Here is a 21,103-nt window from a genome sequence, read left to right as displayed (position 1 = left end):
TTTCAGGTATTTATGCCTAATGAAACCTTACTAAGGGAGGTTTTTATGAATCAACGGATCATACGTTTTACGCTAATGATTACTCTCTATTCAGCGTTAACGTTTTATATTGGCTGGAATGGATGGGTTTGGCTTCACTCCGCATTTGGACTTCAGGACAAATGGATATATGGATTCATTGTTGGACTAATATCTTTTTCCTATCTTATTGGTTATTTTCTGAAAAAAATCGCCATTTTTAAAATAGTGGGCGCATATTGGTTTGGCTTCCTTCAATACGCTGTCCTTTTCCTTCCACTTGCGAACCTTGTTGGGTTGATTTTGATATTTTTCAATTTCCCTTCACTTGCTGTCGTTAATTGGATTGGAAGTATCGTATTTTCGGCATTTCTTATTGTGTTTATATATGGCAGCTATAACGCATACAGCCCGATTGTTCGTAAGTTTTCTATTTCCATTCCAAATCAAGCAAGTAATCTTTCGAATCTTAAAATCGCGATGGCATCCGATATGCATTTTGGCAGATTGTCAGGTTTAGAGCATGCCAGGAGGCTTGTTCACGAAGTGAACTCCCTCAATCCCGATATCATCTTATTGCCGGGTGACATCATTGACGATGATCCTGAGCCATTTATCCAAAAGAAAATGGGAGATGTATTGAAGCTGCTATCTGCTCCATTAGGCGTATATGGGGTTCTAGGAAATCATGAATATTATGGAGGCGGAATTCCACGGTTTTTGCAGGAAATGGAACAGATCGGCATTACTATATTACTAGATGAAGTAATCACCATTGCTGACAGCTTTTATTTAGCAGGCCGGAAAGACAAAACCGATCGTAATCGAAAGTCTATTTCTGACTTATTATCTGATATACCTAATACCCTTCCGATCCTAATGATGGATCATCAACCATCGGATCTCATTCAAGCAGAGAAAAATCAAGTTGACCTTCTATTGTCAGGGCATACTCATCGTGGACAATTGGCACCAAACCATCTCATAACAAGGAGAATGTTTGAAGTAGACTGGGGTTACTTGAAGAAAAATCAGCTTCATACGATTGTGTCATCAGGCTTTGGTTTTTGGGGTCCTCCGCTTCGAATTGGCAGCCGTTCTGAAATTATTCAAATTGATGTATCCTTTATGGAATCAAAATAATTGCCATTTCAATATATTTAATAATTTTTCCATTTTTCTGATATTTTTTCTCGCATTCTTTACTTTCCATCATATATAATAGATAAAATAACATTTTTGAAAGGTGTTGGTTAATTTGGCAAATCATTCTGAATCAAAAAAAATCTCGGTTAATTCTACAATTTCTTTAAAAGGAATTGTTAAGGCCATATTTAACGATACCATTCACGTTCAAATTGGCGGAAAAATTATTACCCTGCCAACCTCAGATTTCCTTTTGGAAAACAAGTTAAGTAAATAGATTAAAAGGCGATATCTCTTCACAGAGATGATCGCCTTTTTTAATTCTTCAACTCTGCTGTTTTTTGATAACAGTCACACGTTAGGATATGATCATTTACCATTCCAACAGCCTGCATAAACGCATAACAAATCGTAGTGCCGACAAATTTAAAACCGCGTTTTTTTAAATCCTTGCTTAATTTGTCACTGATTTCCGTGGATGCAGGGACATCTTTTAATTCCTTAAAGTGATTTTGAATTGGTTTGCCACCCACAAAGGACCAGATATACTGACTGAAGGAGCCAATTTCCTCTATGATCTTCAAGTACGCCTTTGCGTTGGTAATTACCGCATTGATTTTCAGCCTATTTCTAACTATTCCTTCATTCAATAAAAGCTCCTCAATCTTCTTTTCATCATATGTAATAATTTTTTCTGCTTCAAAATGATCAAAAGCCTTCCGATAATTCTCCCGCTTTTTCAAAATCGTATACCAGCTTAGACCAGCCTGGGCTCCCTCAAGATTTAAATACTCAAACAGCAAACGGTCCTCATAGACAGGCACTCCCCACTCCTCGTCATGATAATGGATATATAATGGGTCCTTATTTACCCAGCCGCATCGATTCAAATTTTCCACTTCCCTAATTGTTTAATTCCTTCTATTATCATTGATTTCCTCGTTATTATCTAGTCCGAATTCTAAAGACTGATACATTCCATTTTCTTACGTTAATCAAAATAATCTAAAAAATAAAAATACTCCTTCTCATTTTAACTAACTTATGATAGTGTATATAACAGAAAAAGGATTGACTGCACCAAGAAAATTAAATGAAGGATTCCCTTCATTTGGAAAGGACGGAAGAATGGAAAATGTCTCTTTTCAACAATTGGTTCGGAATAGGTTCTCCGACTTATCTGCAGGTCAAAAAAAAGTGGCCAAATATCTGAGTGAAAACCTCAACCAAGCCGCCTTCAAAACGGCCTTTCAGATTGGCCGGCAGGCAGCTGTAAGTGAAACCACCGTAATACGATTATCCTATGCATTAGGATTTGAAGGTTTTAGCGAAATGCAAACGACGATTCAACAAGGGCTCCTTCAGGAGAATCAAGCAGATTCTGAAAATAATAACCGCTTGTCTTTCAGAAACAGCGACCCGTTTAAAAGAGTAATTTTAAATGAGATCCAACTCTTAAAGCAATTAATTAATCGATCAAATGTCGAGGAAATTTGGAAAGCCGTTGATACCATTATCAAGGCAGATCAAGTGTTAATCGCCGGACATATGCTTTCTCATGCAGCTGCCTACTGGTTTTCCTATATGCTCAGCTCCATTAGAGATCATGTAACATTATGTTCACCTACTGGAGAATTTCTAGAAAAATTTTCAAACCTTACGAAGGACTCAGTAGTGATCGTTTTTTCCTTTCCGAGATACTCCAATGACACGATTAAATTAGCTGAATATGTAGCTGAAAATGATATATGTTTAATTGCCGTAACCGATCGCCTGCTTTCACCTGTTGGAAGAATTGCAAATATTGTCCTAACCACAGAGGAGAATGCCCTAACTGGCAGCAATTCAATCGCATCCGTTATCAGCTTAGTGGATTTGATTATTGAAGGGATCCACGAAAAAGACCAGGAACGGGTCCAAAAACATCAACAAAAATTAGAAAAAATGTATACCAGCTTAAATGTTTTTAATGAATAAGTGTAATCAAAATTATTGTAAACGCTATCACACATGAGTTCGATAAAACATTAACGTGGTAAATATTTTCAATTAACAACTACCGATCTAACATTTAAACTAGCTATTATTATTTCATTATAAAAGAGGTGTTTCTATGCAAAATTCTGCACGTAAATCTGACGTTGTTGTACAATCCTCCTTACCAGAAAAAGAGCATTTGGAACGTAAGCTTAAAACAAGACATTTAACGATGATCGCCATTGGCGGAACAATTGGAACCGGCCTATTTTTAGCAAGTGGGACAACCATTCATGATGCCGGTCCTGGCGGTGCTTTAGCTGCTTATCTTATCGCAGGGATTATGGTTTATTTCTTAATGACAAGTCTTGCAGAGATGGCTGCATTTATTCCTATTTCTGGTTCATTTAGTACATATACTGCCAGATTTGTCGACCCTGCTTTAGGTTTTGCTGTAGGGTGGAACTATTGGTATAACAACGCGATCATTCTTGCACTTGAATTGTCAGCTTCAGCTTTAATTATGAAATACTGGCTGCCGGATGTTCCAGGAATCGTCTGGAGCGCCCTATTCCTTGCCATGATTTTTGGTCTTAATGTATTATCTGTAAAAGGCTATGGAGAATCCGAATTTTGGTTTTCCATTATCAAAGTGGCAACTATCATCATTTTTATCGCTGTCGGTTTATTGATGATTTTTGGAATTATGAATGGCCACACTGGCGGTTTTGACAACTTCACAAAAGGTGAGGCTCCTTTTAAAGGCGGTCTATTGTCCATTTTCAGTGTCTTCATGGTTGTGGGATTTGCCTTCCAAGGAACGGAAATGGTTGGGGTTGCAGCTGGGGAAAGTGAAAACCCAGAGAAAAATATCCCTAAAGCGATTAAGCAAATCTTCTGGCGTATTCTATTGTTTTATGTCTTAGCCATTTTCATTATTGGTGCATTAATCAGCTATAAGGATCCGAATCTATTAGGCGGAGATCTTGATAATATTGCCGTCAGTCCGTTCACACTTGTATTTAAGCATGCAGGACTTGCATTTGCGGCCGCAGCTATGAATGCTGTCATTCTTACTTCTGTTTTATCTGCCGGAAACTCATCTCTATATGTTGGGTCACGTGTTCTATGGGTATTGGCGGAGGAAGGTAAAGCTCCAGCCTTTTTGAAAAAAGTAAATAAAGGAGGCGTACCAGTAAACGCTTTATATATTACGACATTAGTTGGTATGCTTTGCTTCCTGACTTCCCTATTTGGTGACGGTACCGTTTATTCTTGGTTATTGAATGCGGCAGGCTTAGCTGGATATCTCTCTTGGTTAAGTATTTCCATCACTCATTTCCGCTTCAGAAAAGCCTTTGTCGCTCAAGGCAGAGATTTTAAGGAGCTGCCATATTTAGCAAAATGGTTCCCATTAGGCCCAATTTTAGCAACAGTGTTATGTTTAATTGCCATGCTCGGAACCAATTATCAAGCCTTTATCGGCGATAAGATTGACTGGTATGGAATTGCTGTTTCCTATATTGGACTGCCACTATTTATATTGGGTTATTTAAGCTATAAAATAACTAAAAAGTCAAAAATGGTACCATTAAAAGAAGCCGATTTTAGCAGAGAATAATTTTTAAAAATCAAGCAGCCAGGCAATCAGCCTGGCTGTTTTACTTTTTAATTCGATACGCACGTCTTTCTGCATATTCCGAGCAAGGAATACATACTTTTAAAGTTTCACCTTTATCATTGATATAGGTTCTAAGAGGCTTTACCTTCCTTTTGCAAATCGCACATTTGTTATTAAAGAAATTAAATAAAAACACAATGGTTCACCTTCATCTAATTATTATTATTACTTTATTCTATGATTCATCATTTTTACCTAGACTGTTGCCCATATTTGTCCCCCGCTTGTGGTTTCAGACATAAAATATCAGTACTAAAGATAAAAAGGGCGGGTGAGGTATGGGATTATTTATCAACAATCGTGAGCACCCTGAAGTGTTTAAAAATAAGCAAAATATTAATGAACCTAATCAAGCGTACTCGCGGAAGGATTATTTTACCGAGCTAATTAATGAACTTAGAATGCAATCACAGCTTCATAAAGAGACCGAAGCCATTCATTGGAAACAGGTTGACAATCAACTCCACGACTTAAGAGAAAATCATCAATACCAAAAGGAATTTGAAAAGCAGATCATCCAATGCTTACAGACTATTAATGATAAGCAGCTAGAATTGCAAAAAGATTTGGCAGGAAAACTTGCCGAACAAGCGGAGTTTCAAGGGGGGGTTTTGCAGCGTTTAGATACACAGGAAGCCCTGATTGACAAAATGTCACGGCAGCTAAACAATATTCGTTCTATCCTTTTTGAAAGGACGAATTATTTAGCGAAAAAAATTGAAGATGGCTATAAAGTAACCTCCTCTTATGTGTATAAACTAATGACTGGCTCAGAACAACCACTAACTTTCTTTCTTTTAAATCATAAAAAGGAAGAAAAGCAGAATCATACTGAAACATAATCGTTCACAGTTTTTGTCTGTGAACGATTTTTTTTAACAAAAAAACTGGAAATAAAATTCCAAATTTCACACAAAATAGAATTAGGTAGTAAATGAGATATAAAATTGGGAGGCAAGTCATGACGAATATTTTTGAATCGATCAAAGACCTATTTGCACCCTTGGTCGATGGGGAAGAAAAAAAACCGTTACATACCGGTGAAGTAACGAATTTATGGGTGTTGCTTACTTTACTTGAAGAAGGCTTGATTGTTTATCAATTAGGACTTAATACCACAAAAGATGATCAGTTAGTCCATGCCTTCACTAACGGGGAACAATTATCAAGAAGTTTAATTGATCGTTTACGGAACTTTTTTATCAAAGAAGGCATTCCCTTGCCGCCCGCTTCGGAAGCCAAACCAAAGTCTAATCAGGATACCATTCCTCTTGGTGTCAAATATACAGATGAGGAACTGGCCAACTTGGTCTCTGCTAAGATTGCCGCTGAAATCACTCTCATCGGACAAGCTTTAGCCATGGGCATTCGAAATGATGTCTGTCAAAAGTTTTTTGAAATCCAATATGAAATATTTAAATATGGCTGCTCTTTTAAATTAATGATGCAAAACCGCGGCTGGCTCAAAATCCCTCCCTATTATTATCCGCCTGGTTTACCAAGAAACTAAACTTAGTAAAAAACCGTTCATGCTGATTGTAAGCATGAACGGTTTTTTTATTACATTTCACCTTTAGTGAAAATATCTGTTAAGACAGGAACAATTTGTTTTTTACGGGAAACAACACCTTTTAAGGTTGCAGTGTTATTGGAAAGTGTCACATTATAAGCTTTTTCTACAGCCACAGTTTTGCTTCCTAGCGCTAAACCAATTGAATCGTTAGTTAAAATATCTGTGACAACAAATAAGAATAAATCAAGGTTTTTTTCTTCGATTTTTTGCGAAATAGCAGCTTCTAATTCCTCTTGACGTGATAGGACATCTGCCGTGTCAACTACATTCACTTGTGCAATTTCCACTTTGCTTGCGCCCATTTCGAATCCTTTAGCATCCAGGCTTAAAAGTTCTTCAATTGATTTATCCCTAACATCTGCACCAGCTTTAAGCATTTCTAATCCGTAGCTTTCTGCATCGACACCAGCAATTTCTGCCAATTCACGCGCTGCGGCCACGTCTTCTTGCGTGCAGGTTGGTGATTTGAATAACAAGGAATCAGAAATAATCGCTGAAAGCATAAGTCCGGCAATTTCAGGTTTAATTTCCTTGCCATTTTCCTTGTACATTTTATTTAAAATCGTTGCTGTACATCCAACTGGCTCGCAGCGGTAGTAAAGGGGGTCACTTGTTTCAAAGTTGGCAATCCGGTGGTGGTCAATTACTTCTAATACACGAACATCAGTAATGTCGTTTGCACTTTGCTGGCGCTCATTATGATCAACCAAGATAACGGAGTTGACTTCCGTAGCCACGGCTTCAACTAACCGTGGAACCTCAGCATTAAATTTATCAAGCGCAAATTGTGTTTCGCCATTAATTTGGCCAAGGCGGATAGGCTCAACCTCTAACCCTAGCTGTGTTTTTAAGTCTGCATAGGCGATAGCAGAACAAATTGAATCTGTGTCTGGATTTTTATGTCCGAAAATCAATACTTTTTCCATTTTTATTACTCCTAATCGTATTAAATTATGTAAGACCGCCCCATTAAATGAACATGGCCCTATTGGAAATTATATAATAATACGATATAGGTTTCAAAAAAAATTTATTCGGTGATTTTTTTTAGCATCTGAACCTGCTCTGTGGTTTTATTAAATCCAAGATCCATAAGGTGTTGAATAACTGAATTGGAGATGGCCCCATTGATGATCGTGAAGTTCACCGTATTATCGGCATTTTCAGTGATCGCGGCCAAAATGGCATTTATGTTCTGGACATTCACGTCAGCTAATAATTTCACCTGATATAAAAATACCTTCTCTAGCTGGCCATTTTGATTCCACACTTTCTTATACAAGCCATATCCCAGTGGATTTCCGGACTTACTATAATATACTTGTGCTTCACCAGACTTTACGCTCTGCCATTGGCATTGCCATGGGACATTTTCTTTATAAAATGGAAGAAGCGGGAGCTTTTCTGGGCGGATTGATTCGGCTTGAATTGGGTTCACATTTGTACCCTTTGGTGCCCCGCTTAAGAAAACGAGTGAATCGATTATTTCATAACCAAATCGTTGGTATAAGCGGATGGCTTTTTCATTTTCCTTTATTGCTTCAAGTGTGGCAGCTTCGACCCCATTTTCCTGATAAATTTTTAAAGTTTCTTCCATTAATAGTTGGGAAACACCTTTCCCTCGATATTCTGGAGCAATTCCCGTTCCACCATTCCAGGCTGTTTTTTTACCCTCCACCGTGCGAAACCCATTCACAACGATAGCGATTGGTTCCTTCTGATCAAATACAACAACGGAATCGCTCAATGAAAGACCTTCATTTACCAAGCGATTAAAAAACATATCAGGTGTCATTTCAATTTGGACAAAATATCCTTCAAATCCTCGGTTCCAGGCCATAACCGCCTCTTGTATGGTGCATTCGGTTAATTTTTTTATTGTATATTGCATTCCTTTTCCCCTCCTAAGCTAAAATACAGAAATACATCTAGGCTTTTCGATTGAGAAAAACAGACAGTTCATAGTCCGGATATACTTGGAATTTGATACTTCTGCTCTTCCCAATATATATAACTCTTTAAAGGTTACAACTCCCATGAGCATTGAAGAAAAATCTGATATATCCAATGAGATTTCAACATCATAATCCCCATTTGAAGCCACTTTTACCCAGCCGTTATGAGCATGGAGAATTAACTCGACATTGTTTTGCGGCAAAAATGTATCCTTAATCTTAAGTTTTACCTTCGCCGTTACCTGGTTGAAATTATGATTCTTTAAATCTTCAAAAATCCCATGAACATTAATGATGCGATACATTAATCCTACTCCTGAGAGGCTGCTTTCATGATATACACTAGGAAGGAGATTATCAGAACCATTACGTGGATCCTCAATCAAAAAGTGGACATTCTCCTCTTGGGTATTCCATACAATTCGGTTTACCTGGTCCGCCTGTGTATGGAGAAACGTGCTAATTTCTAACAAAGCTTCTGGGGTTTCGAAAATCATTTCTTTGATGACTAAGTCATTGTTTATAAAATTGGTTGGGCTCCTTTTTTCAAATGAAAACTGCATATAGCCTTTGATTTCATTATCCTCTTCAAATCCAATTATTCTGTTGTCTGGATTTTTAAACATCCCTTCTAATTCCGCATCGGTTTTATAAAACATTCCATGGGTGTTTATAGCATACCTTGAATAACAATCTCTAACTTTCTCTTTATCTATTAAGCTTAAAAACCTAAGTCTTGTTTTACTCGGACCTAGCGGGAAGTTTTGCGGATTGATTCGATACTGGTGCATCTTTGGTCCATACCCAAACCCCATCTTTTTGTAAAAATCAGGACGGAATGGATAAAGTAGCACCATATTTGTTCCCTTTTCTACAAAGAAACTTAGAAAATATGAAATAAGCTCCTTGGCTGCTTTTTCTTTTTTATGTAAAAGGTCGACTGCTACAAGCCCAACTCCCCCTACAGGAATGAATTTTTTGAAAAGGTTCATTTGGTAGTAATGAAGCCTCATCCCTCCCAATAATCTATCATTTCTAAACAAGCCGTAAAAATCGAGGGACTCATCTTGGTTCTGTCGCTCGATAAATCTTTTTAAAGTGGCTTCTTTCATCTCTTTTGTTGGTTGCATCATCCCAGGATAAGCATTTGTCACGATATCTACGAATTCCTTTAATTCGTCGTTATTTAATTTTCTAATCTCGCTCATTTTTTCCCTCCAATCAAAACCGACTATTCAGTCTATTTTTATTAAATCAAATCCTTAGCCCTTTTTCAATATTTTCTGATAAAAATCTTTCATTACATTTTGACATGTTTTTTGTTAAGATTAGTCTTAGTCAAGAATTTTTGGGGAGGATGTTTATGCCACCAGTTGTTTCCGATAAATATAAGCAAGAAAAGAAAGCGGCAATCCTCAAGAGTGCCTTCGAATGTTTTGCTGAAAAAGGATTTCAAGTTGCCACTATTGACGATATTGTTGCCCATTCCAAAATCAGCAAGGGAGCCATTTATAATTATTTTAATTCCAAAGATGATATTTACATTGAATTAATGAATCAGCATACCAACGAGAATATTACTTCGCTAAAACGCGAACTCGAAAAATTGGCTGATACAAGAGAAAAGCTGGATTATTTTTTCCATCTATATAGTCACCTTGATCAACATCCCCAATTTTCCAATTCAACCCGGGTACATATCGAATTTTGGCTGTATTCTACTAGAAAAAACGAACTGCGCGATATCATGCTGGCTCGATATGAATTGTATAAAAACCTTTTTAAAAGGATTTTGGTGGAAGGAATTGAAAAAGGGGAAATCTCAACACACGTTAATCCAGATGAACTTTCCTTCATATTCTGGGGAGTTATTGACGGTATCTCCTTACATTTTGCGATGCTGTTGGACCAATATCCTTATCAAAAGGTCTATAAAGAAATACAAGAACTAATATATACTAAATTAGGATTTAACTAAAAACCCATTATGGATATGCCATAATGGGTTTTACGTTTTACTTTACTGTTTCTTTTGCTTCTTCAAACGGCCATGCAGGAAGTATGCTTAATAAGGGCTTGTCCTCGCGGTAGCCTAAAACATATTCCGCCTGCATAACAGTATGAATTTCACGTGTTCCTTCATAAATAACTGGTGCCTTGGCATTTCTTAAATAACGCTCTACTGGGTACTCATTGGAGAATCCATATGCCCCGTGGATTTGTACTGCATCGTTTGCAGCTTCCCAGGCATAATCACAAGCCTGCCACTTTGCTAGAGAGGTTTCACGTGTATTTCGTTTCCCTTGATTTTTTAACCAGCCGGCTCTAAATACAAGTAAACGTGATTGCACTAGGCCCGCTTCCATTTTGGCAATCATTTGCTGTACAAGCTGGTGCTTGCCAATTTCTTTTCCAAAGGTACTCCTTTCATGACAATATTTTAAGCTTGCCTCTAAGCTGGCCATGATGGTTCCACAAGCACCTGCTGCCACGGTAAATCTGCCATTATCTAGGGCAGCCATGGCAATTTTAAAGCCTTCCCCTTCTAGTCCAAGTAAATTTTCTTTCGGGATTTTCACATTATCAAAAAAGAGTTCCCCCGTATTTCCTGCACGAATTCCCAGTTTCCCTTTAATCGCTTTTGAAGAAAATCCTTCCCATTTCCTCTCTACAATAAATGCGGAAATTCCATGATGTTTTTTGCTCTTATCCGTGTAAGCAAACACCAAAAAATGATCGGCTACATCACAAAGGGAAATCCATGTTTTAGACCCATTTAATATGTAATAATCGCCTTCTTTTACGGCTGTAGTTTGCATTGCCGCAACGTCGGAGCCTGCATTTGGCTCGGTTAATCCAAAAGCACCAACCTTTTCACCCTTTGCCTGAGGTGTGAGATACTTTTGCTTTTGTTCTTCATTACCCCATTGCAGCAAGGTCATGCTGTTAAGACCAGTGTGAACTGATACCGCTGTACGGAAGGCCGTATCTCCTCTTTCTAATTCTTCGCAGACAATAGCCAAAGAGTTATAATCCATGCCGCTGCCGCCATATTGTTCAGGAATACATACACCCATAAGTCCTAAATCAGCAAGACGTGTTAGAATGGACGATTCAAAATGCTGTTTTTCATCCCATTCCCGAATATATGGGTTAATTTCCTTGTCTACAAACTGTCTTACTGTTTTTCTTAGTAATTCTTGTTCTTCTGTAAGTGAAAAATCCATCATTGTTATGTTCCTCCTGAGTCTATTGTAAGGTTATTTGCGAGAATCCTGGTTTATTTGTGAATTTTCCTTGTTTATTCGCGAAGCTAGTTATTTTATTTGCGAATCTAAGCTTTTTATTTGCGAATTTAGCCCACTTATTTGCGAATCACCCCAGCCAAGGAATTTTTATTCCCCGGCCGAGGGACAATTCTAATTTACTTAACCGTCAACGGAACAACCTTTTGCCCAATCGCCGCAATCAATTCCTTTGGCATTGGGAAACTCAATGCCGCCGGGTCCTTCATTACGGCTGGAATCGTCTGCAGCAGTGCTTCTTCCGAAATATTGTATTCTTTAAAATCAGCCGGCAGGCCGCACTTTTTCTGGAGCAAGCGAATTTTATCCACAACCTTAGATAAAGTGGTTTCAGCCGAATCTCCCTTCGCATCTACATTTAAGGCTTCCGCCAGTTCAGCCGCCTTTGGCAAATACAGCTGCGGAACCAGTTCCATTACCACCGGTAAGAACACAGCGTTTGCCAAGCCATGCGGAATGCGGAATAACGCACCATATGCATGGGCCATATTATGAACTGGAATCGCATTTAAAGCGAAGCTGAAGGCGGTAATTCCCATTAAACTCGCCTGAAGCAGATCCATACGGGCTCCAAGGTTCTCGCCATTGTATACCGCAACCGGAAGATTTTTCTCAATTAAGCGAATCGCATGAAGGGCATAAGCATCTGTTAATCCTGTCGCTGTCGGTGATGCCAATGCTTCAATTGCATGAGTTAACGCATCAAACCCAGTAAAAGCGGTAATGAATGGCGGAAGCCCGACAGTTAAGTCCGGATCTAAAACGGCCATATCGGCATTTATAAACGGATTGATGATATTCGTCTTCATTTGAATATCCTCATTATAAATAACAGCAATTGGCGAAACCTCTGATCCGGTTCCTGCTGTAGTTGGAATAGCAATATGCGGAATTGCGATATGATTTGCCTTTGGAAAAGACTCATATAACAAGCCGCCCGGAATGGCCTCTTTAATGTCGGCAAGCCCTTTATGGAGTGCATACTTCACACCTTTGACAGTATCAAGGACACTTCCGCCGCCAACCGCCAGCAAACTATCTGCCCCGACTTCCTTTGCATAACGGACCGCATCATTAATACAACGGCTTTCCGCATCCTGAGCAATGTCAAGATACGTTCCAACTAGCTGCGGGCCGCTTCCATGGCCAGTCAGCTCAAAAATAGACGCTACTTTTTCGACGATACCTGCTTTTTCTAGGCCTTTATCGCTTAGAAGAAGTACACGTTTGGCACCAAGTCCGGCAAATAAACTCGGTACCATGGCCCGTGAATTTGAACCGCTGTAAATTCCAGTACGTAACATGAACTGTGATAAGGTTGTTTTCATTTTAAATCCTCACCTCTTCATTTGTTTTGGCCGAATAAAATACCGTACCAATTACGCCTTTCCAGCTCTGGAGACATGGAAGTGTGAACATGCTTCACTTGTGTATAAGCATCAAGCGAATGCTGTCCCATTTCCCGGCCGATGCCGCTTTGTTTATAGCCGCCAAACGGGGCATCACTGCGAAGCATATGCCAGTCATTGATCCAAACCACACCTGCTTGAAGCTTTCTCGCAACCTCATAGGCCTTATTTACGTCACGGGTCCAAACACCTGCAGCTAATCCATAAATCGTATCATTTGCCATTTTAATTGCATCATCTAAATCTGAATAACGGATAACAGATAGTACAGGTCCAAAAATTTCCTCTTGAGCAATTTTCATATCATTAGTTACATTGGTAAAAATCGTCGGCTCGATAAAATGACCTTCTTCACAGCCTGGGACCTTCACTTCTTTGCCGCCGCAAACCAATGTTGCTCCCTCTTGTTTTCCAGCCTCAATATAAGAGAGAATGGTTTCTTTTTGTTTTCTTGATATGACAGGTCCAACATCCGTTGCGGGATCAAGCGGATTTCCAAGCTTTAATTTTCCAGCCAAGGCCGCAAGTCTTTCTACAACTTGGTCATAAAGTTTATCTGGGACAAATAACCGGGTACCCGATTCACATAACTGACCGGAATGAAGGAATACACCAAACAAACTTCCAGGGAGGGCGATACTTAGGTCAGCATCTTCCAAAATTATATTTGGCGATTTCCCCCCAAGCTCTAGGGTAGTATTTTTTATCGACCCAGCGGCAAGTCCCATAATTCTTCTGCCAACCTCGGTTGATCCTGTAAAGGCAACCTTGTCAACCATTGGATGTGTTACCAGGGCCTCTCCTACTTCGGCACCAGGACCTGCCACAACGTTTATGACACCTGGAGGGACCACAGCAGAGATAATTTCTGCTAGTTTCAGAGTAGAAAGCGGGGTATAGCTGGCAGGTTTAATCACAATAGTGTTCCCCATTGCCAGTGCCGGAGCGATCTTCCATGTCGCGATTACCATTGGCAGATTCCAAGGGGTGATGGCTGCACAAACGCCAATAGGCTCTCTCCAGATAAAGTTATGGGCCGGCCCAGGGAATGGTGGAACTGGCAGAGTCTCAGAAAAAGGATATTCTAACGTAAATTTTGCCAGCGTTTGAAATAAATCAACCATTTGTAAAATATCGCTGCTTCCAATTCGGCGTACTGTACCACCTGAACTAATTGCTTCCAAGTACGCCAATTCTTCAGCATTCGCAGCGATTTGATTGGAAATAGCGTAGAGTACATTTGCCCGATCCTTTGGCTTCATACTTTTCCAATCGCCATGGTCAAAGGCATCGCGCGCTGCTTTCACAGCACGATCCACGTCAGCCGGCGTTCCTTTTGCAACCTTAGCTACTAGCTCACCCGTTGCCGGGTTGAACACATCAAACATTTCCTGGCTGCTTGCTTGCTCCCACGTTCCGTTTATAAAGTGTGGAAATGCTGGCACCTCTACCTTTACTGTCATCGTAAAAACCTCCTTAGTCATATTTTCATTACAAAACTCCAATCTCACTGTCTGTTAATCTATAAATCTCTTCGATTTTTTTACCTTTGGCTCTAGCTAAGACTTCCATCCGGACAGATAGTTGTTTTAAGGTAAAATTCATGACATCATCAGGATTTCCCCCGAATGAACTTACCTCCCTTCCGTCAATTCCTTCCTGATTTAACCGAATAGCTAACGGAGTCAGTTCTGCCATCTTGGCAGCAACAAAATCAAAGAGATGCGGATGTTCACAAATCAATCTTTGCAAAAGGAAGGTGCCGTAGCCAATATGTCTTGACTCATCCTTCTTTAAATTCCCTATTCCTTCGAGGAGACCTGGCATTATATTTGACTTTTCTAACGCTTCATAAAACGAGTAATACCCCGTTTCTGCTAATACGCCTTCAACGAACATGTTGTAAACGACAGATGCTTCGGCTATTGCTTCTGGAGACTGGTCGGTTATAAGGCGTTCCATCGTTGTTGGGAGAATTTCATAGAAAATTTTCTGATATGTTTCTGTATGAAAATGGGAAAGGTCCCCTCTCTCGCCAAGAGCATTTAACACAAGACGGAAAAATTCGGTGTGCTTGGCTTCCTCATATAAAAAGGTGGTTAGAAACATTTCTTCCTCAAGACGCCCTTCTTTGGCAATTGCCATAATTAGTGGAAGAAGATCAAGAGTAACCGCCTCTTCGCCTGCCTGGAATTGCGAAATCAGCCTCAGTATATCCTGTTTTTGAACAGGGTTAAGAGTTTTCCAATCCTGCTGATCCTTGCTAAAATCGATATCTGCCGGATTCCAAGTTCCCAGCCGCTTTGCTTTTTGATAAAGACGATAAGGGAAAGAATCTTCAAGTAACCCTCGTTTACTTGTCGTTAAAATGGTCCTTTTTTCCATGCGTTTATTCCTCCTTTTTATCTTTGGTTCTTCTGTTAACCTTGGCTGTTGATTTGAGCTCCAACCAATTGTTAAAAAAATCAACGGTGGCATGTAACACAGCCTTTTCTTTAGGGTTTGATTACAATATTTGAAGCCGCTTTACGCAAATGAGTTTTCAAGATTTTCCCTACTCCATTTCGAGGCAAGGACTCAAGAAACACTACTCTTCTAGGTGTTTTGTTTTTAGCGAGATGATCCTGGCAATAACTGATTAATTCCTCTTCCGTCACATCATTACCCGGTTTCTTGACAACGCATGCAACCATTTCTTCACCCATTCGCTCATCTGGGACTCCGACAACTGCCGCTTCAAACACCTGTTCATGAGCATTGAGAATTTCTTCGACATCACGCGGGTAAACATTAAAGCCGCCGCGAATGATTAAATCCTTTTTCCTATCGACAATGTAAACATATCCAACCTCATCAATCCGAGCCATATCACCGGTATATAACCACGAATCCTTTAACACCCGAAGTGACTCTTCCTGATTTTGGTAGTATCCTGGCGTTACACTATCACCGCGAACGATTAATTCGCCCACGTCTCCTATTGGAAGTTCCTCACCAATTTCATTCACAATTTTCACTTCTACCCCCGGAATCGGAATGCCGACCGAACCAGGTTTGACCTCATAGCCTTTCTTATGGGCCGTGACAACCGGTGCTGCTTCTGAAAGCCCGTAGCCTTCATAAACCTTTGCGCCAAACTTTTGTTCAAACGCATTTAATAATGCGACGGGAAGCGGTGCTGATCCTGAACCCACTGACTCTAAGCTCGAAGTGTCATATCGGTCAGCTTCTGGATAAGAAACTAAGGCGTGAATCATCGCAGGAACAGCTGAAAAAGTTTTAACTCGGTAATTCTCAATCGCGCTGAACACTTCTTTTACATCAAAGCTGGAGAAAACGACAATCGAACTTCCCGTAAGGAAGCAAACATTGGAAACCGTCAGACCATAGACATGCGCAAGCGGCAGAACCCCAAGTGTAGTCCCTCGCTCTGTATCATTATGTTTGGCGGAATTTGCTGCATTAGAGAAGAGATTTTTATGAGTTAAAAGAACACCTTTTGGATTTCCTGTAGTACCAGATGTATATAAAATAACTGCTGTATCTTCTGGTTTCACTTCACCTAACTCACGGCTTTCCCCCTGAGCCAATACATCATAAAAGTTTTTCGCCTGGTCATTTGACGGCTGATCAACCACAATTAACTGAGGTTTTGACGGTAATCCTTCTAAAGCTTTTTCAACATTTTGAAGAACATAAGAGGAAGTTATAACTGCTTTAGCCCCTGAATTTAAGGCAATGTAATGAAGCTCTTTTGGATGAAGAGTGAACATAACTGGAACGATGATCGCTCCCGCCCTCGAAATTCCTTGATAGGCAAAAAGGACTTCAGGACAATTGGGCATGCAGACAATAACACGGTCGTCTTTATCAATGCCAAGCCTCTGTAATCCATTGGCTAATTGTTCAGCGTAATTTTTCGTTTCCACATTTGTAAAGGTCTTATCCTTGAAAAATAATAGCGGATATTCCCCAAACTCAGCGATATTGGTCTCTAGCAGGTCCTTTAACTTCATTAAATCCTCTCCTATTTAAAAAAATGAAATTTCAAAAATGAAAGAATTTCCCCAACTTATATGGCGTGACAGACGACAATTGAACCCTTATGTTCATAGCGGACAAGTTGTCTTTCCTCCAACAAATCTAAATGACCTTGAATTTGTGATAATCCTAAAAACACGGTTCTGCCATGTAAACGTGGATACATTTCAGAACAGATTTCAAATATTGTTTTTTCACCCCTGCGCAGAATTTGTATGATCTGGTCACAACGCTTTTCCTGTTCTAGCAATCTTGTTTTAATCAACGATAAATGGTCAGAAAATGCTTCTCCGTGACCTGGGTAAATCATTGTTAGTGGCAGCTGGCTTACTTTTTCGAGAGAGTGACGGTACTGAAGAAGCGGCTTTGGCCTGACATTCTCCCCCGAATTAGGCGGTTCGATAAAAGCGTTTACAGAAAAGGCCTTTATAAGATGGTCACCGGCAAGAGCATCCCCTGTTTCGGGATTCCAGAGCAAAATGTCACATTGGCTGTGACCGGGAACATGTACTAGTTCAAACCTTTGTCCACCCAAATGAATTTCATCCCCTTCATTTAGGTAGGAAACATTTCGCCACTTTTCCTCTCTGAAGCGGCGTTGAATGATATGTTCGAAGGGATCTGCCCCACAGCTTTCTATAAAATTATTAAAAAACTGCTGGACTCTCTCAAACTCGTTAAAACCAGTATTAATCGAACCCTTCGCCTGTTCATGGACAAATATAGGTATATCTATTTCTTCTTGAATATGTGGTATAGCTCCTGCGTGGTCTATATGAATATGGGTAAGCACAATTTGATCAATATCTTTTAAAGTAACTCCAAAGTTATGTAATTTTGTTTTAAGCTTCTGAAAGGACTCTTTGCCGGGATTTCCAGTATCTATTAACGTAACGGTTTCACCAATCGCTAAAAAGGCATTTACCGTACCATCAGCAAAGTGCGTTTCTAATTCAAGTGGGACTATTTTAACCAATCCATTGCCCCTCCCTTCCAAAAATATTATTCTACCACCACAATATGCAGAAGGTTACCCCCCATCTGCTATCAAAACTATATTACTAGCAATCCTATAATATGATTATCTTCATCCAAAATATGAAAATTATTTATTTTTTTCAAAAAATAATAAATCCCCCTTGTGTACAATCACGGATGAAGCATTTTCGTAATTTCTACAAGGGGGAAAAGCTTTTTTAAATTGGCTATTACTCTTTTATTTTTGGAAATTATTTCACTTGAATTGGCACAATTTTACCATTTTCAACAGCAGCAACTACTAACTTTGATTCGAAACCGCCATCCTCGCCAATTTTAGGAATATTGTAAACCTTTGCTTTGTCTGGTAAGTTATCAAGACCCTTTTGCATATTGGCACGGATTTTTTCAACATCGTCAACGGAGCCAGCAGCCTTCATAGCCTCAACGAATGCATACATACCAATGTAATTTAAGCCTGCTTCAGAGCCTGGATCTTCATTATATTTAGCTTTATAATTCTTCACATATTCAGGGACAGCAGCCTCATCAGAATCAACTAATGGCATTACACCAATTGCTCCGTTAAGTGCATCATAGCCGCCAGTAATCTTTTTCATTTCATCTAATTTAGCCTGGTCCATAATGATGAAACCACCCTTAAATCCAAGCTCTCTTGCTTGTTTTGCCACCTTTGCTGTTGGTTCAGATGCACCACCAATAAATAATACATCCGGCTTTTCTTTAAGAGCATTTGTAACGATTGTAAAGAAATCAGTTTCTTTCGCAAAGTCAATGGAAGAATTGTAAACCACTTTTCCACCTTGTTTTTCCCAATATGGTTTAAGCTTTGCAGACCAGTCCTTGCCATATTGTGATGCAGTTGGAAGGAAAGCAATTTTCTTTCCGAACTTGTCCATTGCATAATCAGTAAACGGCTTTAGATAGCCATCATAACGAGGAGGAATTCGGACAGTTAGTTTGTTGCCAACATCAGAAACTTTCGGTTCACTTGTGTAAGCACCAATAATGAATTTATCTTGTTGGTTGAATACTTGTAATGCGAATACGCCGCCGCTGTGCGGGGTAAAAATAATTGGCGTTTTGTTTTCCTGCATCAGCCTTTTCGCATTGGCTCCTGCCTCATTTGGTAAGTATTTATCGTCTAATGAAACGATATTTAATTTGTACTTTTTACCGCCAACTTCAAATCCGCCAGCGCTGTTAATTTCATCAGCTGCCATCGAAATTCCGTTTAGGGTACGCTTACCATAAAATGCTGCAGGTCCGCTTAATGGGCCCGTATAACCAATGTTAACTGTTCCAACATCTCCTGATTTGCTTCCGCCGCCATTGGATGCTGGCTTTGTGCTTGCTGTCTTATCGCTTGTACTATTACATGCAGCCAAACTGAAAATCATAACGAAGATAAAACACATAATAAATAATGACTTCATTCTTTTCATTGGTCTTCCCCCTAGTAATAAAATAATTTTTCAGATTTTGACTGTGATGAATGGTCCCTTCATCACCCCCTTAAAGGCAATGTTAGACTTTAAGCCCCAATATAGGCTTTTCTGACCTCATCATTAGCAAACAATTCGGCTGAAGTACCTTTTAGGACAATGGAGCCGTTTTCAAAAACATAGCCTTTGTCAGCAATTTTTAATGCAGCGTTGGCATTTTGTTCAGCTAAAAGGATAGTGGTTCCTTCTTTATTGATTTTCTGAATGACTTCAAACATTTGCTCAACGATTAATGGAGCAAGGCCAATGGATGGTTCATCCAGGAGCATTACCTTTGGTTTTGACATCAAAGCTCGGCCGATGGCAACCATTTGCTGTTGACCGCCGCTCAGAGAACCCGCTGCGTCATGGCGCTTATCCTTTAAAATCGGGAACAATTCATAGACATGTTCAAGAGATTGCTTGATTTGCCCTTTCTTCCGACGATGTACATAGGCACCCATATTAAGATTTTCTTCAACAGACATGGCAGGGAACAGTTTTCGTCCTTCAGGGCATTGACCAATTCCTAATTGGACAATTTGATCAGCTGACTTCCTATTGATTTTTTCCCCTTCAAAGAGAACTTCGCCTACTGCTGGCTTGCTTAATCCGCTTATAGTCCTGAATGTTGTACTCTTTCCAGCCCCGTTTGCGCCTAATAGGACAACGATTTCTCCAGCATTTACTTCAATATTAATGTCATGGACGGCTGTAAAGCTTCCATATTTGACAGAGACGTTATTAAGTTTAAGCAATGGCGCTCCCTCCCAAATAAGCTTTAATAACCGTTTCGTTATTACGGATTTCGTCTGGCCTGCCCTCGGCAATTTTTACACCATAGTTCAAGACCATAATTTTATCAGCTATTCTCATAATCATTTGCATTTTGTGCTCGATTAAGCAAACCGTAATCCCTTTTGACACCATCTTTTGCATTAATTCCGCTAAGCCTTCGGTTTCATCCGGGTTTACACCAGCGGCCGGTTCATCTAGGAAAACAATTTCTGGATCGGTCGCTAGCGCTAGCGCAAATGCTGTCCGCTTCTTCTCTTCTTGAGTTAAGCTGCCAACAATGTTACCAGCGATGTTTTTCAAACCAACGAATTCTAACACTTCCATTGCCTTGTCACGGCATTGTGCTTCTTCCCTCTTTAGACGAGGTGTTCTTAATATGGCATCAACTAATGTTGATTTCGTTCTTAATCTATGACCGACGATTACATTATCTAAAATAGTCGATTGCTCAAATAAATTAGTTGTTTGAAAGGTACGGGCGACTCCAAGTTCCGCTATTTTATTGGATGGCATCTTAGTAATATCCACTCCTTTAAAAATAACCTGCCCGGAAGTCGGTTGATGGAATCCGCTAATCAAGTTAAAAAAGGTAGATTTCCCAGCACCATTAGGACCGATAATCGCATTAATTTTCCCTTGTTCAATCGTGAAATCGACATTATTAACGGCTGTATTACCACCGAACCTCTTCGTCAGATTTTTTGTTTCTAAAAAGAT

20 protein-coding genes are annotated in these 21,103 nt (G+C 39.6%); 7 read left to right on the top strand and 13 right to left on the bottom strand.

Annotation, left to right across the window (positions count from 1 at the left end; all coding sequences use genetic code 11):
* Positions 1 to 45 precede the first annotated feature (45 nt).
* Both PH210_RS03770 and PH210_RS03765 read left to right on the top strand, forming a co-directional pair.
* Positions 46 to 1,161: a metallophosphoesterase gene (locus PH210_RS03770; RefSeq protein ID WP_289983164.1), complete on the top strand. Its 1,116-nt coding sequence runs from the start codon at positions 46 to 48 to the stop codon at positions 1,159 to 1,161.
* A gap of 115 nt (positions 1,162 to 1,276) precedes the next feature.
* Entirely contained in the window at positions 1,277 to 1,441 is a 165-nt protein-coding gene (locus tag PH210_RS03765; protein ID WP_289983162.1) for a hypothetical protein, read from the top strand.
* 40 nt (positions 1,442 to 1,481) lie between these two features.
* Here PH210_RS03765 and PH210_RS03760 read toward each other — a convergent pair whose 3' ends face one another.
* Positions 1,482 to 2,054 (bottom strand): DNA-3-methyladenine glycosylase I, encoded by a 573-nt coding sequence (locus tag PH210_RS03760; RefSeq protein ID WP_289983161.1) that lies wholly within the window; start codon positions 2,052 to 2,054, stop codon positions 1,482 to 1,484.
* 181 nt (positions 2,055 to 2,235) lie between these two features.
* Here PH210_RS03760 and PH210_RS03755 point away from each other — a divergent pair, with 181 nt between their 5' ends.
* From PH210_RS03755 to PH210_RS03740, 4 genes are all read left to right on the top strand, one after another.
* A complete protein-coding gene (locus tag PH210_RS03755) occupies positions 2,236 to 3,141 on the top strand; it encodes a MurR/RpiR family transcriptional regulator (protein ID WP_289983160.1) in 906 nt (301 codons plus the stop codon).
* Positions 3,142 to 3,277: 136 nt separating this feature from the next.
* Entirely contained in the window at positions 3,278 to 4,762 is a 1,485-nt protein-coding gene (locus PH210_RS03750; RefSeq protein WP_289983158.1) for an amino acid permease, read from the top strand.
* A gap of 338 nt (positions 4,763 to 5,100) precedes the next feature.
* A complete protein-coding gene (locus tag PH210_RS03745) occupies positions 5,101 to 5,664 on the top strand; it encodes a hypothetical protein (RefSeq protein ID WP_289983157.1) in 564 nt (187 codons plus the stop codon).
* A 119-nt stretch (positions 5,665 to 5,783) separates the two neighbouring features.
* Positions 5,784 to 6,332, top strand: coding sequence for a DUF3231 family protein (locus PH210_RS03740; protein ID WP_289983156.1), 549 nt, complete (start codon positions 5,784 to 5,786; stop codon positions 6,330 to 6,332).
* 50 nt (positions 6,333 to 6,382) lie between these two features.
* Here PH210_RS03740 and PH210_RS03735 read toward each other — a convergent pair whose 3' ends face one another.
* The 3 genes from PH210_RS03735 to PH210_RS03725 all read right to left on the bottom strand — a co-directional run bounded on the left by PH210_RS03735 (position 6,383) and on the right by PH210_RS03725 (position 9,558).
* Complete coding sequence (locus PH210_RS03735; RefSeq protein WP_289983155.1) at positions 6,383 to 7,321, bottom strand: manganese-dependent inorganic pyrophosphatase; 939 nt, start codon at positions 7,319 to 7,321, stop codon at positions 6,383 to 6,385.
* 104 nt (positions 7,322 to 7,425) lie between these two features.
* Complete coding sequence (locus tag PH210_RS03730) at positions 7,426 to 8,286, bottom strand: GNAT family N-acetyltransferase (protein WP_289983154.1); 861 nt, start codon at positions 8,284 to 8,286, stop codon at positions 7,426 to 7,428.
* Positions 8,287 to 8,304: 18 nt separating this feature from the next.
* Entirely contained in the window at positions 8,305 to 9,558 is a 1,254-nt protein-coding gene (locus PH210_RS03725) for a GNAT family N-acetyltransferase (protein WP_289983153.1), read from the bottom strand.
* A 155-nt stretch (positions 9,559 to 9,713) separates the two neighbouring features.
* Between PH210_RS03725 and PH210_RS03720 the strand changes: the two genes are divergently transcribed.
* Positions 9,714 to 10,328, top strand: coding sequence for a TetR/AcrR family transcriptional regulator (locus PH210_RS03720; RefSeq protein WP_289983151.1), 615 nt, complete (start codon positions 9,714 to 9,716; stop codon positions 10,326 to 10,328).
* A 37-nt stretch (positions 10,329 to 10,365) separates the two neighbouring features.
* On the opposite strand, the gene PH210_RS03715 is transcribed toward PH210_RS03720, so the two are convergent.
* From PH210_RS03715 to PH210_RS03675, 9 genes are all read right to left on the bottom strand, one after another.
* Positions 10,366 to 11,577, bottom strand: coding sequence for an acyl-CoA dehydrogenase family protein (locus tag PH210_RS03715; RefSeq protein WP_289983754.1), 1,212 nt, complete (start codon positions 11,575 to 11,577; stop codon positions 10,366 to 10,368).
* Positions 11,578 to 11,774: 197 nt separating this feature from the next.
* Positions 11,775 to 12,983: an iron-containing alcohol dehydrogenase gene (locus PH210_RS03710; protein WP_289983150.1), complete on the bottom strand. Its 1,209-nt coding sequence runs from the start codon at positions 12,981 to 12,983 to the stop codon at positions 11,775 to 11,777.
* Between the two features lie 17 nt (positions 12,984 to 13,000).
* Positions 13,001 to 14,527 (bottom strand): aldehyde dehydrogenase family protein, encoded by a 1,527-nt coding sequence (locus tag PH210_RS03705; protein ID WP_289983149.1) that lies wholly within the window; start codon positions 14,525 to 14,527, stop codon positions 13,001 to 13,003.
* 28 nt (positions 14,528 to 14,555) lie between these two features.
* Entirely contained in the window at positions 14,556 to 15,449 is an 894-nt protein-coding gene (locus tag PH210_RS03700) for a R2-like ligand-binding oxidase (RefSeq protein WP_289983148.1), read from the bottom strand.
* Positions 15,450 to 15,559: 110 nt separating this feature from the next.
* Positions 15,560 to 17,080, bottom strand: a complete 1,521-nt coding sequence (locus tag PH210_RS03695) for a long-chain-fatty-acid--CoA ligase (protein ID WP_289983147.1) — start codon at positions 17,078 to 17,080, stop codon at positions 15,560 to 15,562.
* Between the two features lie 56 nt (positions 17,081 to 17,136).
* Positions 17,137 to 18,081, bottom strand: coding sequence for an MBL fold metallo-hydrolase (locus tag PH210_RS03690; protein ID WP_289983145.1), 945 nt, complete (start codon positions 18,079 to 18,081; stop codon positions 17,137 to 17,139).
* 253 nt (positions 18,082 to 18,334) lie between these two features.
* The gene (locus tag PH210_RS03685; RefSeq protein WP_289983143.1) at positions 18,335 to 19,549 is read right to left on the bottom strand and encodes an ABC transporter substrate-binding protein; all 1,215 of its coding nucleotides are present in this window, start codon (positions 19,547 to 19,549) and stop codon (positions 18,335 to 18,337) included.
* Positions 19,550 to 19,638: 89 nt separating this feature from the next.
* Entirely contained in the window at positions 19,639 to 20,346 is a 708-nt protein-coding gene (locus PH210_RS03680) for an ABC transporter ATP-binding protein (protein WP_289983141.1), read from the bottom strand.
* Positions 20,339 to 21,103: an ABC transporter ATP-binding protein gene (locus PH210_RS03675; protein ID WP_289983752.1), complete on the bottom strand. Its 765-nt coding sequence runs from the start codon at positions 21,101 to 21,103 to the stop codon at positions 20,339 to 20,341. The genes PH210_RS03680 and PH210_RS03675 overlap by 8 nt, the downstream gene beginning before the upstream one ends.

The organism is Paenibacillus sp. BSR1-1 (assembly GCF_030403775.1).
Taxonomy (GTDB): domain Bacteria; phylum Bacillota; class Bacilli; order Bacillales; family Cytobacillaceae; genus Neobacillus.
This window is presented reverse-complemented; position numbering and strand designations above follow the sequence as displayed.

Coding starts and splice junctions, on each gene's coding strand:
- PH210_RS03770 (WP_289983164.1), top strand. CDS start 46: ATGAATCAACGGATCATACGTTTTACGCTAATGATTACTCTCTATTCA.
- PH210_RS03750 (WP_289983158.1), top strand. CDS start 3,278: ATGCAAAATTCTGCACGTAAATCTGACGTTGTTGTACAATCCTCCTTA.
- PH210_RS03745 (WP_289983157.1), top strand. CDS start 5,101: ATGGGATTATTTATCAACAATCGTGAGCACCCTGAAGTGTTTAAAAAT.
- PH210_RS03740 (WP_289983156.1), top strand. CDS start 5,784: ATGACGAATATTTTTGAATCGATCAAAGACCTATTTGCACCCTTGGTC.
- PH210_RS03735 (WP_289983155.1), bottom strand. CDS start 7,321: ATGGAAAAAGTATTGATTTTCGGACATAAAAATCCAGACACAGATTCA.
- PH210_RS03730 (WP_289983154.1), bottom strand. CDS start 8,286: ATGCAATATACAATAAAAAAATTAACCGAATGCACCATACAAGAGGCG.
- PH210_RS03725 (WP_289983153.1), bottom strand. CDS start 9,558: ATGAGCGAGATTAGAAAATTAAATAACGACGAATTAAAGGAATTCGTA.
- PH210_RS03720 (WP_289983151.1), top strand. CDS start 9,714: ATGCCACCAGTTGTTTCCGATAAATATAAGCAAGAAAAGAAAGCGGCA.
- PH210_RS03715 (WP_289983754.1), bottom strand. CDS start 11,577: ATGGATTTTTCACTTACAGAAGAACAAGAATTACTAAGAAAAACAGTA.
- PH210_RS03710 (WP_289983150.1), bottom strand. CDS start 12,983: ATGAAAACAACCTTATCACAGTTCATGTTACGTACTGGAATTTACAGC.
- PH210_RS03705 (WP_289983149.1), bottom strand. CDS start 14,527: ATGACAGTAAAGGTAGAGGTGCCAGCATTTCCACACTTTATAAACGGA.
- PH210_RS03700 (WP_289983148.1), bottom strand. CDS start 15,449: ATGGAAAAAAGGACCATTTTAACGACAAGTAAACGAGGGTTACTTGAA.
- PH210_RS03695 (WP_289983147.1), bottom strand. CDS start 17,080: ATGAAGTTAAAGGACCTGCTAGAGACCAATATCGCTGAGTTTGGGGAA.
- PH210_RS03685 (WP_289983143.1), bottom strand. CDS start 19,549: ATGAAAAGAATGAAGTCATTATTTATTATGTGTTTTATCTTCGTTATG.